We start from the raw sequence: 14,488 nt of genomic DNA on the forward strand, positions 1-14,488 counted from the left end.
TTAGCAGTAGATTTTATATATACATAATAACCTTTATGAAATACATTTTAACAGGTTTATTCGCCTTATCTTTTTGCTTTACACAAGCACAAGAGAAAAAGAGTGAAGTAAAACCTAACTATCAATTAGCGGCCAAATTTAGCCCATCCAAATTGAGAACAATGATCTTCTCGACAGAAGTCAAACCAAACTACATCAATTATTCAGATAAATTTTGGTATGAATACATAACTTCATCTGGTAAAAATTGGTATATAGTTGATCCTACAACACGCAAAAAAAATCATTTATTTGATAATGCAGAAATGGCAGCACAAGTAACATCCATTGTGAAAAACCCATTTGACGCACAGCATTTACCAATACAAAACCTAAGGTTTTTGGATAATAGCGATAAAATCATTCGCTTTGAGGTTCAAAGCACCAAAGATACTACCAAAAGTAAGGATGAAATTAAAAAGCTAACCAACAAAAGAGATTCATTAAAAAAGAAATTATTTCATTTTGAATATGACATTGTCGCTAAACAACTTCAAGAAATCAGCGATACTACAAAAGAAAGCTCTAAGCCAAATTGGGCGATTTTTAACCCTGATACAACTAAGGTTTATTTTGCGAAAAATTATAACATCTATTGGATGGATTATAATAATTATAAAAAAGCTTTAAAAGATGAAAAAGATTCAACGATAATTGAACATCAAATTACAAAGGATGGAGTACAATTTTACGCTTGGGGTGGCGACCAATACAGTACTACAACTGGTGATTCTAAAGCTGAGATAGAAGCCAAAAAGAAAAGAAACCCTATCCGTATTAATTGGTCTCCCGATGGTAAATATTTTTCTATTACTAGAAAAAATAACCGCCATTTATCTGCTTTATGGGTAATTCATAATGTAGGTAAAACCCGTCCTGAATTAGAAACATATAAATACTTAATGCCAGGAGAAGTTGATTCAACAGAAACTGAGTTACATATTTTTGATACGGCTAATCATCAACCGAGAAAAGTAAATATAGAGGCATTCAAAAATCAAACGTTATCATTATGGAACAAAGACCAGTCAAAAGATAATTTCAAAGGCAAACATTACATTAATTACTGGCTAGGCAATAATCAAGAATTCTATATTGCTCGTTCATCTCGTGATTTAAAAAGAATTGATATTTTGGCGGTCAATGTTGATGGTTCTATTCGTGTATTAGTAGAAGAAAGAATGAATGTTTACCAAGATGTCCAAAAACCAAAATTAATAGCTGCTGGCAAACAATTTATCCATTGGTCACAACGCGATGGATGGGGACATTATTATTTGTACGACATCAATGGAAAGCTAATTCATCAAATCACAAAAGGTGAATTCCATTGTAATGATTTATCAGCCTACCAAGAGTCAACAGGTACGTTATTTTTCCAAGCAAATGGAAAAGAAAAAGATGTAGATCCTTATTATAACTTCCTTTATTCTGTTAATAAAAATGGTGGAGCTATTAAGCTGCTAACACCTGGAAATTATGATCATCAACTGGAAGGAAATGAAAATGCGAACTACTTTATTGCTAACTTTTCAAGAGTTAATACCACGCCACAATCAAATTTATATTCTTCCTCTGGTCAATTAATCATGAAATTAGAAGAAGCTGATTTAACTCAATTATTTGCTGCTGGATATAAATTTCCTGAACCATTTAAGGTAAAAGCTGGCGACGGTATCACCGACATCTACGGTGTCATGTATAAGCCTTATGATTTCGACTCTACCAGAACATATCCATTGATTGAATATGTATATCCAGGCCCACAAACTGAAGCTGTAAACAAAAGTTTCGGACGCAGTATGGATAGAATTGATCGTTTAGCTCAAATGGGCTTCATTGTTGTTTCTGTAGGCAATCGTGGAGGACATCCTTCACGTTCAAAATGGTATCATACATACGGGTATGGAAATCTACGTGATTATGGATTAGAAGATAAAAAAGTAGCGGCTGAACAATTAGCAGACAGATATCCTTTCATTGACATCAATCGTGTTGGTATTACAGGTCATTCAGGTGGTGGTTTTATGTCTACAGCTGCAATGCTAGTGTACCCAGATTTCTTTAAAGTAGCTGTTTCAGGAGCAGGAAATCATGAAAACAACATTTATAATCGATGGTGGTCTGAACGTCATCATGGTGTAGAAGAAGTTATCTCTAGCAAAGGTGATACTTCATTTAATTACAACATATCAAAAAACACAGAATTAGCTAAAAATCTGAAAGGAAAATTGTTAATTGCAACGGGAGATGTTGATAACAACGTTCACCCAGCAAATTCAATCAGAATGGTTGATGCACTAATAAAAGCTAATAAAAGATTTGATTTCTTATTATTGCCAGGTCAAGCACATGCCTTTGGGAATATGAATGAATATTTTTTCTGGAAAATGGCAGATTATTTTAGTGAACATTTGTTAGGAGAATCTAAGAGCTATGAGGTCGACATGATTGAGATTAACAAAGAAAGACCTTTGTCAAGATAAATTAGGATGCAACAAAAAAGAATAGATAAAATCACAGAAGCACTATATACATATAGTGCTTCTGTATTAAAAGAAGGAATTCTTCAATTCACTACTATTGAAGAATTGTTTGAATTGTCATTACACACACATCAGAGAACAGCTTTTCGCTCCGCTTGGGCACTAGAACATGTTCTTTTAGGGAATAATGGCAACCAATTAATCTCTGATAATGCTGAAAAAATAATAGATATCTATGTGAATAGCGATAACTGGAGTGTACTTAGAAGTATTTCCAAAGTACTAATAGTCCTATTCAAAAAAAGTGCTATCAACATCCGAACAGAAGTCCACACTGAAAAAATATTAAATAAGACATTTGACTGCCTAGAAAACACGAATTGTCCGATTGCAGTTCGCTGCAATATGTATGATATTATATACTTATTTATAGACGAAAATGATTGGTTAATAAGTGAATTACGTCATCGCATACAACTTGATATCTCTATCAATGAAACGCCAGCATTAAAAAGTAGAGCAAAGCGTATTTTAAAAAAATTAGAAAGAATACCTAAGTCCTAAAGAATAGAAATTGTACACATCATTCTTACCTTCAACCAAACTCCCATCAGAGCCATAGGGCGTATAACCATCCAACTCATCATCCTGAGAAAAGTTAGATTGAGCATTTAATACCAAACTTAATAAGGATCCCGATTGAGACATGTTACTTTTTAGAGGAATCAAACATCCAACATTCATTGATGGAAGAATCAATGACCTAGTTCTATCTCTAAATATTGGTTCTCCAATATCATTGTAACCAGCTATGGTACCAAAGGTCTTTGGTTGATTATAATCACGATATACATAATCATAACTATTAATTATATACAAAGAGCCTACCCCCAAGTACAATGATTCTAATATCACGCTACTATAATTGGTCAATACTTTTTTATTCGAAAAAAAAGAGAAAGGAAAAAAACTCAACCGAAATCCACCCGCAAAGTAATTATTATGAGACTGCATAACATTTGCATTTTGCGATGACCCAGATATTAATGTTCCAAATTGGCTTTCCAATCCTATAAGAACTCCTTTTGTAAATTGATAGTCAACCAAGATAGTTCCTGCCGAGCCGTACTCTTCATTTTCAGATATATCTCCATAAGTTGACGTTACTCCATATCCTCCTGTAATATGAAATCGTTTAATTTCTCCGACCTTCCCTACTAATGGAGGGCAATATTGAGCATTTACTGAATTATTAACTAATAAGATTAAAATAAAAATGGTTAAAATTCTCATAATTTATTTGGCTATTAAAAAAGTGTATTTCCTTTATTAGTGTTAATTCTACCGAGGTGTTTATATGCATTTTCTGTACATTCTCGCCCTCTAGATGTACGCATAATATATCCCTCTTGTATCAAAAATGGCTCATATACCTCTTCGATTGTCCCCTCATCCTCACCTACTGCCGTAGCTATAGTTTTCAATCCCACTGGACCTCCTTTAAACTTATCTATAATTGTTGACAAAATACGATTATCCATTTCGTCTAATCCATGTTCATCCACATTTAGAGCATTCAGTGCGTATTGTGCTATTTCTTTATCTATGTTTCCATTACCTTTGATTTGTGCGAAATCGCGTGTACGACGTAATAATGCATTTGCAATACGTGGTGTACCGCGACTTCTTCTCGCTATTTCATACGCCCCCACCTCACTAATTGCTGCACCAAGAATACTAGACGAACGCTGTACAATCGAAGTCAATAACTTAGCATCATAATATTGAAGACGTGCATTGATCCCAAAACGTGCACGTAAAGGCGATGTTAATAGCCCTGAGCGAGTCGTCGCACCAACTAATGTAAAAGGATTTAATGTTATTTGAACAGAGCGAGCATTCGGTCCTGTTTCTAACATAATATCAATTTTGAAATCTTCCATTGCGGAATATAGATATTCTTCGACAACAGGTGATAATCGATGAATCTCATCAATAAATAATATATCTCCTTCTTCCAAATTGGTAAGTAAACCAGCTAAATCCCCAGGCTTATCTAATACCGGTCCAGAAGTAATCTTTATCCCTACCCCCATCTCATTCGCGATAATATGTGAAAGCGTAGTTTTACCTAATCCTGGAGGACCGTGCAATAACACATGATCTAAAGCCTCACCCCTCAACCTAGCAGCCTGAACGAAAATTGATAAGTTTTCGAGAATTTTGGCTTGTCCGGTAAAATCATCAAAAGTTTGCGGACGCAAAACTCTTTCAATTTCCTTATCGGTAGGATTTAATTTTTCAGGATTTGGATCAAGATTTTCGTTCATTATTTATAACTTTTGAATAAAGATTCTAACTTCAGTTGAATAACGCCAAAAAATGCTTCTCTAAAAATTTTTGTACTCATTTTAGATTCACCCAAAGTTCGGTCTGTAAAAATAATCGGTACTTCTACCACATTGAAACCATACTGAATAGCTTTAAATTTCATTTCTATCTGAAAAGCATAACCAACAAATTTGATCTCATTTAAATTTATTTTCTCTAATACTTTGCGATTGAAACATACAAATCCAGCTGTTGCATCCTGAATAGTAATTCTGGTGATTAGACGAACATATACAGAAGCAAAGTAAGACATGAGTACACGATTCATTGGCCAATTTACAACATTTACACCTTTGATATATCGTGAGCCAATCACCATATCAGCTCCATCCAATGCTGCTTTACGCAGACGTATTAAATCTTCTGGATTATGACTGAAGTCAGCATCCATTTCAAAAATATAAGTATAATCCCTTGCTAAAGACCATTTGAAACCATGGATATAAGCTGTTCCTAACCCCAACTTTCCTTTACGCTCTTCAATAAACAGTTTTCCATCAAATTCTATCATCAGACGCTTCACAGCATCTGCCGTCCCATCAGGAGACCCATCATCCACTACCAAAACATGAAATGCAATATTTAAGGAAAACACCTTTCGAATGATATTTTCTATATTTTCAATCTCATTGAAAGTAGGAATTATTACAATACTATCAGCCACTATAAATTATAAAAATATAAGATACAAAATTAATAAAATATCCAACGCAATAAAGTCATATTTATATGGTTGTATATACGAATTAAAAAGAAATGCTCCTATGTTTATTAGGAGCATTTCTTTCTATTTCACACCGTGCATTAGCCTTTTTAGTAATGGATTGAGTGCCATCACCAATAACCCTGCAACAATTGGTACTATTGTAAAAATCAAAAAGAATGTACTTAAGGAATATTGATTAGTAATATTCTCAATCTCACCTCCCAAAATAGCTGCTAATTTATTTCCAATCGCAATTGCTAAATACCACATACCAAACATGAATGCGATCATACGTGCTGGCACTAATTTAGAAACATATGATAAGCCTACAGGTGATAGACATAATTCTCCTAATGTATGGAATAAGTAAGCCAATACTAACCAAATCATTGAAACCTTGATCCCTTCTTGAATTCCATAAGCACCAAATGCTAACAGACCAAAACCAATAGCCATGATTATTAGACCTAAACCATATTTAACAGCTGCTGGTGGATTAAATTTAGAATCCCAAATTTTAGACACATAATTAGCAAATGCTATAATAAAGAACGAATTCAAAATAGAAAACCAAGAAACTGTAATCTCTGATGATTCAGAAGTAAATTCTTTATACAACATCCATCCAGCAATTGCCCAAACACCTGCAAAACACACAAATTGTACAATATTAGAAAGAGGTGCTTTACCATATGTGGCTTTAGTTAATTTTGCTACAACATAAGTAATCAACGCTAATGGAATAATTGTCAATAAAGCGTTAACAATATTAAATATTGTCAATGAATTCCCTGCCAAAGAACGGTCTACATTATCACGAGCAAAAATTACTAATGATGATGCTCCTTGCTCAAATGACATCCAGAAAAAGATAACAAAGAATGCAAAAATGATTACTGCGATCATGCGATCACGCACCACTTTGGTATATCTTGCCAATCTTGAAATCACAACAAACAAGAACAATACTAAAGCTGACAATATAGCAACATCTTGTCCAGCAAAAGAACCAACTTGTAATGCTGACAAAATATCAATTCCTGCAATTTTCGATAATGGATCATTAAATGCATAAGCAAGCCCCAATACCGTCATGATAACAATCAAAACGGAATCTAACATCGTAAATGGATTCGGCTTGTCATCTGGGTTTACAGAAGTTTCTTGATTAGATTTGGCTATAGCTTTTTGTTCAGCTGTGGGAGGATCTCCAATTTTACCAAAAATAGGCTTAGCAAACCAAAACTGTAGTGTTCCCAAGAACATAAAGATACCTGCCAAACCAAATCCCCAGTGCCATCCAACTTTTTCAGCTAAATATCCACATAACATCATGCCGAAAAATGCACCTGCATTTACCCCCATATAGAAAATGGTATATGCACCATCTTTTTTCTGTGGAAAGCTTTTGTACATCTCTGAAAGAATAGATGTCATATTTGGCTTAAAAAAACCTGTTCCAATAACTAATGCACCCAATCCTAAATACAAGAACAATGGTGTATCAAACGCCATGAACAAGTGCCCCAATGTCATAATAGCTGCACCAATTACCACAGCCCAACGATAGCCAAGGTATTTATCAGCCAATATACCTCCGAAAATTGGAGTGATATACAGCAACATTGCATATGTACCATACAAAGCACCCGCTTGAACAGGATCCCATCCCCAACCAGAGAATGGACTTCCAACTAAAATCGCTGAGGTTAAGAAATTGATTAATAAAACGCGCATTCCATAGAATGAAAAACGCTCCCACATCTCTGTGAAAAACAAAACAAAAAGACCTGACGGATGTCCAAGAACTAGACTTCCATCCACTCCTTGTTTTTCCAATTCTGCTGAGAAAGAACTGTCTGAAGTATGACTCATTATTCTAAAATTTTTGAATTTAAGAACCAAAAATACAATTTCAACTTTGAAAATTTATAGTATTCACAAAATAATAAAGCCTATCATATTGATAGGCTTTATTATTCTAATAGACAGATAAGTTCACTAGTTGATACCGTGCATCTTCTTTTTAAGCATCGGATTCATTAATACTAAAATCAACGCTACAACCATAGGCATGATAGCTATAATCATAAAAAATGTTGATAATGAATACTTTTCAGATATACTATCAATCATTCCGCCCATTACACCAGCGATTTTGTTTGAAATTGCAGAGGCCAAAAACCAAAAACCAAAAATCAAACCTAAAAGCTTTTTAGGAGAAAGCTTACTCACATAAGATAAACCTACCGGAGATAAACACAACTCTCCCATTGTTTGGAAGAAATAGGCTAATACCAACCAAATCATACTCACACGCACTGCACCAGCGGCGGCACCTGCAGGAATATCCATAGCACCATAGGCTACCACAACAAAACTAAAACCTACAAGAAATAGTCCTAATGCGAATTTAATAGGCCCTGAAGGATTCCACACTTTTTCCCATAATTTACTAAATGCCGAAGCAAACATAACAATGAAGAAAGCATTTAAAATTTGAAACCAAGATACTGTAACTTCAGTTTCAAGAGATGTAAACTCTCTTTGTACCTTCCATAATCCTAACACAGCAATAGATGCGAAAGAAATCAATGTAAAGATAATTGTTAGTGGATATTCTTTAAATAGTTTTTTAGCTAATGATAAAAGGACGTAAGTCACTACCACAATTGGAAATATAGTTAATATAGCATCCACCCACTTAAACGTAGTTGCAGTACTTCCCTCAAGCACGCGTTGTGTAAAATCTTTAGCAAAAATACTTAAAGAACCACCTGCCTGCTCAAAAGCTAAGAAAAAGAAAATACTCGCAATCATCAAAACTGCTACAACGAATAATCTATCACGAACAACATTTTTAGGAACAACTTCTTCTTCGTCAAGTGTTTGTTTTTTAGCAGCCAATTCTTCTTTTGTTTTTGGTTTATCCCCAATTACACCGAATATTTTTTGCCCAAAATAAAACTGCAACATACCGAAGAACATGAATACACCTGCTAATCCAAATCCATAATGCCATCCAATTTTCTCACCTAAGTAACCACATAGCAAAGAACCTAAGAATGCACCTGCATTAATACCCATATAAAATATAGTATAACCAGCATCCTTTTTAGAACTTTTATCCGGATACAATTGACCAACCATGGATGAAATGTTAGGCTTAAACATACCGTTACCCAAAATCATCAATCCTAATCCGATATAGAAAAAGTTTGCGTCAAATCCTTCTAAAGCCATTGATGCGTGCCCCAAAGTCATTAATAAAGCACCTATAAGGATCGCCTTTTTGAATCCAGTCAGCTTATCTGCGATCATACCACCAATAAGCGGTGTTGCGTATACCAAACTTGTATACCATCCATACAAGCTCATCGCCTCAGCATTCGACCAGCCCCATCCTCCTTTTGTAATTTCAGAAATTAAAAACACAGTTAACAAGGCGCGCATACCATAATAACTGAATCGTTCCCACATTTCTGTAAAGAATAATACAAATAGAGCCGCTGGATGACCAAATACCTGCTTGTTGCTCGCCCCTAATTTGTCCAAATGTGGTTCTAATAATTCATCTTGTTGTTGAATCATAATTTTTGATTAAAATGAAAAATTTTTATTTAGTAATCAGAACAAAGAAAACATTTTTTTTGCAGAATAGGCTAATCCTTCAAAAAAATTACAGGAAAATATATCAACAACTGAATTTATTCATTAAATAAATACTTCTAATTGTCTAAATTCAAAACTAGGACATCTTTTAGTAGCTTCAAGCCTTTGCCTTCCAATAGATATGCATCATGTGTTAGGTCTGGTACATTTCTCTGATTAGTTGAATCTTCCAAAGGCACCAAATGATCAAATATTATCCTGTGATCTGCATTTTGAAAAGCAAGTAACATGGTAGCCTCTTTAGCATAAGTGAAAATTTTTCTCGCCAATGAAGTGTCTTCCAAAAAAATATTATCCCCCAATTTTATATCACCATTCGGCATGAATCGGAGTACCTCAATTACCTTTTTAGTGTTTTGTGCGTTATGTCCTTTCCAACCTAACAATATGTATTTGTCCTTTTGAAAAGGTATAATATCATAATATTGCGCACCATACCAAAAATCATTCCCCACTATATCTAGCTCTGCATTTTTGATTTCAAATGTTTTATCTAATAATGGAATTAAATTGAGCGAGCCTGATTTACGTTGTATACTCCCATAATATAGATAGGAACCATCGTGCATAGGGATATTCCATGAAAAAATTCGAAAAGTATCGTCTGGGGACCGAACACTTGAAATGATTTTCAATTTGTCAAAATTGAAAAAGTAAGAGTTTGGCTCTTTAAGAGCTGAAACTAAAATTTTAATAAATAAAAAATTGCTTTCTATCCTCTCTAGTTCTGAAGTATTAGGAGCGTAAATCTTTTGTCCCAAATTGAACAAACTATCTTGCCAATTTTGCATCTTTTGCAAATTCTGTGCAAAAGAATTCTGTACTCCAAAAAATAAAAAAAGAATGAGAAAGCAATTTTTAAGCATATATGCCTATTTAAATCTTTCTAATAATTTCTTAGTTGCGATAATACCGTCTACTTCACTAAGTTCAGAACCTTCGTATTCAATACCTACAAAACCTTTGTATTTTGCATCTTTTACGATTTTCATCATTTTAGCGTAATCAATATTACGTTCATTACCGCTTGCATCGAACACATTTGATTTAGCACTCACACCTTTTGCGTAAGGCATCAAATCTATCACACCTTGGTAACGATCATATTCATAGAAATTACCAAAATCAGGAAGAGCACCACAGTTCTTTTTACCTACCGATTTCAATACACCAGATAACCAATCACCATGTGATGAAATGCCCCCGTGATTCTCTACTATTACATTGATTTTAGCTTTTTTACCATAATCTGCTAAAGTCGACAAGCTATCTACCACACGCTTAGCTACATCCTCCTTAGCACCATTACCAGCTGCATTTACACGAATTGATGTACAACCTAAGAAATTAGCTGCATCGATCCATTTATAATGGTTCTCCACAGATTTCAATCTTTTAGCATTATCCTCGTCACCTAAATTACCCTCTCCATCTACCATGATTAAGACATTTTTAACACCACTTGACTTCGCACGATTTTTCAAATCTTTCAAATAAGTCATATCGTTTGCCTTGTCTTTGAAGAATTGATTTACGTATTCAACTCCATAAATACCGAATTTTTCAGCTGTAAATTGAGGAAAATCAATGTTTTTTAAGTCTCCTTTAAAAAGTGTTTTATGTAAAGACCATTGCGCTAATGAAATGTCAAACCAAGACTTCTTAGCTGCAAATAAATCTAATGAGGGAGCAAAAGCAACTCCTGCTGTAACCAACCCCAAGTTTTTGATAAAATCTCTTCTAGAATTCATGTTTATTATTTTAGTTATTGTATAGTGTTTTAGATATTTGCCCAACCTGATGTCAGTACATCTACAAGATGTATTGTTTTAATTGGGATATTATGTTTGTCAATATATGCTTGCAATTGTAGTAAGCATGAAGAATCTGTAGAAATGATATAATCCGCATTCACGGCTTGCGCATTTTTGACTTTTTGTTCAGCCATTGCGCTGGATATCCCTTCGAATTTGACAGCGAAAGATCCACCAAAACCACAACAAGTCTCTTGATCTCGCATTTCGACGATCTCTAATCCGCCAACATGCGATAATAACTTACGAGGCTCTTCTTTGATTTTACATTCACGCAATGCAGAGCAAGAGTCATGATAGACTGCTGTCCCTACCAATTCTGCTCCGAAATATTCTTTTTTAAGAATATTCACCAAAAAATCAGAGATCTCGAATATATTACGTTGAATTGATCGACATCTATTGTGCTCAGTTGTATTGGTAAACAAATCATCGTAACCAGATTTCACCATCCCAACACAGGACGCAGATGGTGCTACAATATAATCAGTATCTGAAAAATCATTTAAAAATTTAGATCCCACTTCTTTTGCTTGATCCCAAAAACCAGCATTATATGCAGGTTGGCCACAACAGGTTTGTTCTGCATTATACATCACCTCGCAACCAGCTCTTTCAAGCAATTTTATAGTATTAAAAGCTGTTTCAGGATATAGTTGATCTATAAAACAAGGAATGAACAACTCCACTTTTTTACTCATCGATACGCGCTTTTAAATCTGAATTAAATTTTAACACCCTCAATAATAACAAAAATCCAATAATAAAGAAAATCGATAATGATAATGCCGAGTAACGAATATTATGTGTTAATTGTTCTATAACCCCGAAACAAACTAGGCCAACTACAATACCTAACTTTTCTGTTATGTCGTAAAAACTAAAGAAAGCTGTTGTATCTTCTGTATTGGTTGGAAGCATTTTGGAATAAGTAGACCTAGACAACGATTGTATCCCTCCCATTAGCAAACCAACCATCACTGCAAGGCCATAAAACTGTGTAGCATTGCTTAAATAAAATGCAGATATGCATATTGTTACCCACAACAAGGTAACCAAAAGCAACACGACTATATTTCCCCAATATTTAGCTAGAAAAGACATGATGAAAGCTCCGATAATAGCTACCAATTGAATTAATATAATAGTAATAATTAATGATTGTTGTTCCAAATCAAGCTCTTTTTGCCCAAACATCGTGGCTACAACCATAATAGTTTGAACACCGACAGAATTAAAGAAATATGCTGGCAAAAACTTTTTAATCCCTTCATTTATTCTTACTTGAGACCAAACATCTTTAAATTCTGAATTGACACGTTGTATCAATGATTTTCCTTTAACCACTACAGAAGGGCTATTATTAGGCAAAGCATTAAATGGGATTAATGAAAAACCCAGCCACCAAAGTCCCACCAACAAAAAAGATAGACGTGCAGGAAAAGAAGCATCTGTAATACCAAACCAATCAGGTTTAAGCACAAAAACAAAACAAATAACCTGAATGGTAACACAACCGACATATCCGTAAGCAAATCCTTTGGCGCTTACTTCATCTTGTCTATCCACTGATGCAACAATTGGCAAATAAGAATTGTTGATAGCCACACCTCCGATATATCCCATTGCGGCCAAGGTAAAACAGATAATCCCCCACTCTAGGGTATCAAGCTTAAAGAAAAATAAACCCATACAGGCTATTGCCCCAGTATAAGTAAAAAACTTCATTACCTGTAATTTCTTACCATTGGCGTCAGCAAATGAAGACAAGAAAGGCAAAGCAAGGACCATAGTCAAATAAGCAAATGCTAATGCGTAATTTGATAATACAGTATTTATAAGGTCAAAGCCAAAAAAACTTACATAATCGCCTTTACCATCACTAGTAATAGTTATATAATAAATCGGAAATATAGTAGATGTGATCACTAGATTGTATGCTGAATTAGCCCAATCAAACATCGCCCATGAACGAATTAATTTTTTGTCATTCTTTATATACTCCTCCATAATGAATTAATAACAATTATACCTGCGATCGTTTTACTAATAATTTTGGCGAATAAATGTGATTATTCTAACCATTTCCCTTCGAATATACGATGTTGGAACTGCATAATTATTATTCAAAAATGAAAAAGCATATTTTTTACCTGACCGACTGACAATATACCCTGACTGACAGTGTACAGAATTAATGGTTCCCGTTTTCGCCCATACGAATGGTTCACCTTGATCCAGTGAATATGCTGATTTCAATGTACCATCAACTCCACCTGCAGGAAAAAATAAAAACCGTTGATTTTCATCAGGAATTTCATCCTTTATAGCCATTAGCAAATCAACCATATTACGGGGAGTAATTTTATTATACGTCGATAAGCCACTCCCATCTCGCAGAAAAATGGTATCACGAAAATTATTGTAATATGTATTTTGCATATAATTACGCAAAGAATCTGTATAAAACCCATTATAAATTTTGTCTGATACTAGCATATTAAGATGCTCGGCTAAGAAATTGTCACTTGGCAACATCATCTCGCGTAATACTATATTGCGACTCGTAGAATAGATTGTTTTTAAATCATCAGGACGATCATACTTTGTCAACAACTCTACCTCTCTTCTCAAGGTATCTTGTAATAACTGCACCACCAAACTATCAGACCAAATAAAGGGTTTATTCGTACTATAATTTCTAGGTACATTCAAATTTGACATTTCAAATTGATTACTATTCAATTTCCTGGATACCCAAAAACTTCGCTGTATACGTTCCCTTATTCCCAAATTCTTATCAAAATAACTAGGAAGGGCAACTAATCCCTTACCATTTGAAGATATTTTAACCACATTACCATAAATTGGAAATGGTGCAATTTCAGGTTGATAATACTCTTGATAATCTTCTATTGACCAGCCATTTCTGTAAGCCGGCTCACTAGTCTCTTGAACGACGTAAAATAATTTTTTATTTGAATTTTTGAGAAAATCGTAAACTTTACGGCTGTCCAATTTTGGATGCAAAAATGTAGGATCCCCTGTCCCCCAAAACAATAGCGAATCACCTCTCTCCACATAATGAATCCCAGCAATAGAATCACCCAAATGTTTCAAAGAGGCATACAAAGTATATGTTTTGGTATTGGATGCTGGTGTGAAATGTTGATCTTCTTTTATTCCAAATACAGCTTTATTACTATCCAAATCATACAGATAGAAACCAAAATGATGTTTAGGTAATATAGTAGATTTAGAAAATTCTCCTTCTAATACTTGGTAACTCTGCGCTCGCAATGTGTATATAGAAAATTGCACTACAAAAAGTACAATGGAAAGGAATAAATTTTTCATGAACGAAAAATAAACATTTTTAA

At 34.3% G+C, this 14,488-nt stretch carries 12 protein-coding genes; 2 read left to right on the plus strand and 10 right to left on the minus strand.

The genetic code is table 11. The annotated features are described in order from the left end of the window. Window positions 1-35: 35 nt before the first annotated feature. Together IPZ78_RS01180 and IPZ78_RS01185 are read left to right on the plus strand one after the other, a co-directional pair. Entirely contained in the window at window positions 36-2,525 is a 2,490-nt protein-coding gene (locus IPZ78_RS01180) for a S9 family peptidase (RefSeq protein WP_225551092.1), read from the plus strand. Between the two features lie 6 nt (window positions 2,526-2,531). Next, the gene (locus IPZ78_RS01185) at window positions 2,532-3,089 is read left to right on the plus strand and encodes a hypothetical protein (protein WP_225551093.1); all 558 of its coding nucleotides are present in this window, start codon (window positions 2,532-2,534) and stop codon (window positions 3,087-3,089) included. Here the strand turns inward: IPZ78_RS01185 and IPZ78_RS01190 are convergent. The 10 genes from IPZ78_RS01190 to IPZ78_RS01235 form a co-directional block, all read right to left on the minus strand. Further along, complete coding sequence (locus IPZ78_RS01190) at window positions 3,066-3,818, minus strand: hypothetical protein (RefSeq protein WP_225551094.1); 753 nt, start codon at window positions 3,816-3,818, stop codon at window positions 3,066-3,068. The genes IPZ78_RS01185 and IPZ78_RS01190 overlap by 24 nt on opposite strands. 14 nt (window positions 3,819-3,832) lie before the next feature. After that, the gene (gene ruvB / locus IPZ78_RS01195; RefSeq protein ID WP_225551095.1) at window positions 3,833-4,855 is read right to left on the minus strand and encodes a Holliday junction branch migration DNA helicase RuvB; all 1,023 of its coding nucleotides are present in this window, start codon (window positions 4,853-4,855) and stop codon (window positions 3,833-3,835) included. Then, window positions 4,855-5,580: a polyprenol monophosphomannose synthase gene (locus IPZ78_RS01200; protein WP_225551096.1), complete on the minus strand. Its 726-nt coding sequence runs from the start codon at window positions 5,578-5,580 to the stop codon at window positions 4,855-4,857. Before IPZ78_RS01200 ends, ruvB begins: the two co-directional genes overlap by 1 nt. Window positions 5,581-5,703: 123 nt before the next feature. Next, window positions 5,704-7,497, minus strand: a complete 1,794-nt coding sequence (locus IPZ78_RS01205; protein WP_225551097.1) for a peptide MFS transporter — start codon at window positions 7,495-7,497, stop codon at window positions 5,704-5,706. Between the two features lie 126 nt (window positions 7,498-7,623). Then, entirely contained in the window at window positions 7,624-9,213 is a 1,590-nt protein-coding gene (locus IPZ78_RS01210; RefSeq protein ID WP_225551098.1) for a peptide MFS transporter, read from the minus strand. A gap of 137 nt (window positions 9,214-9,350) precedes the next feature. Continuing rightward, window positions 9,351-10,085, minus strand: a complete 735-nt coding sequence (locus tag IPZ78_RS01215) for a hypothetical protein (RefSeq protein ID WP_225551099.1) — start codon at window positions 10,083-10,085, stop codon at window positions 9,351-9,353. Between the two features lie 81 nt (window positions 10,086-10,166). Beyond that, window positions 10,167-11,045, minus strand: coding sequence for a sugar phosphate isomerase/epimerase family protein (locus tag IPZ78_RS01220; protein WP_225551100.1), 879 nt, complete (start codon window positions 11,043-11,045; stop codon window positions 10,167-10,169). Between the two features lie 29 nt (window positions 11,046-11,074). Then, a complete protein-coding gene (locus IPZ78_RS01225; RefSeq protein WP_225551101.1) occupies window positions 11,075-11,809 on the minus strand; it encodes a (Fe-S)-binding protein in 735 nt (244 codons plus the stop codon). Next, on the minus strand, window positions 11,802-13,118 hold the full coding sequence (locus IPZ78_RS01230; protein ID WP_225551102.1) for an MFS transporter: 1,317 nt from the start codon (window positions 13,116-13,118) through the stop codon (window positions 11,802-11,804). The genes IPZ78_RS01225 and IPZ78_RS01230 overlap by 8 nt, the downstream gene beginning before the upstream one ends. Window positions 13,119-13,154: 36 nt before the next feature. Then, entirely contained in the window at window positions 13,155-14,465 is a 1,311-nt protein-coding gene (locus IPZ78_RS01235) for a D-alanyl-D-alanine carboxypeptidase (RefSeq protein WP_225551103.1), read from the minus strand. Window positions 14,466-14,488: the final 23 nt, after the last annotated feature.

Origin of the sequence: Sphingobacterium bovistauri (assembly GCF_020295405.1) — a bacterium.
Classification (GTDB): domain Bacteria; phylum Bacteroidota; class Bacteroidia; order Sphingobacteriales; family Sphingobacteriaceae; genus Sphingobacterium; species Sphingobacterium bovistauri.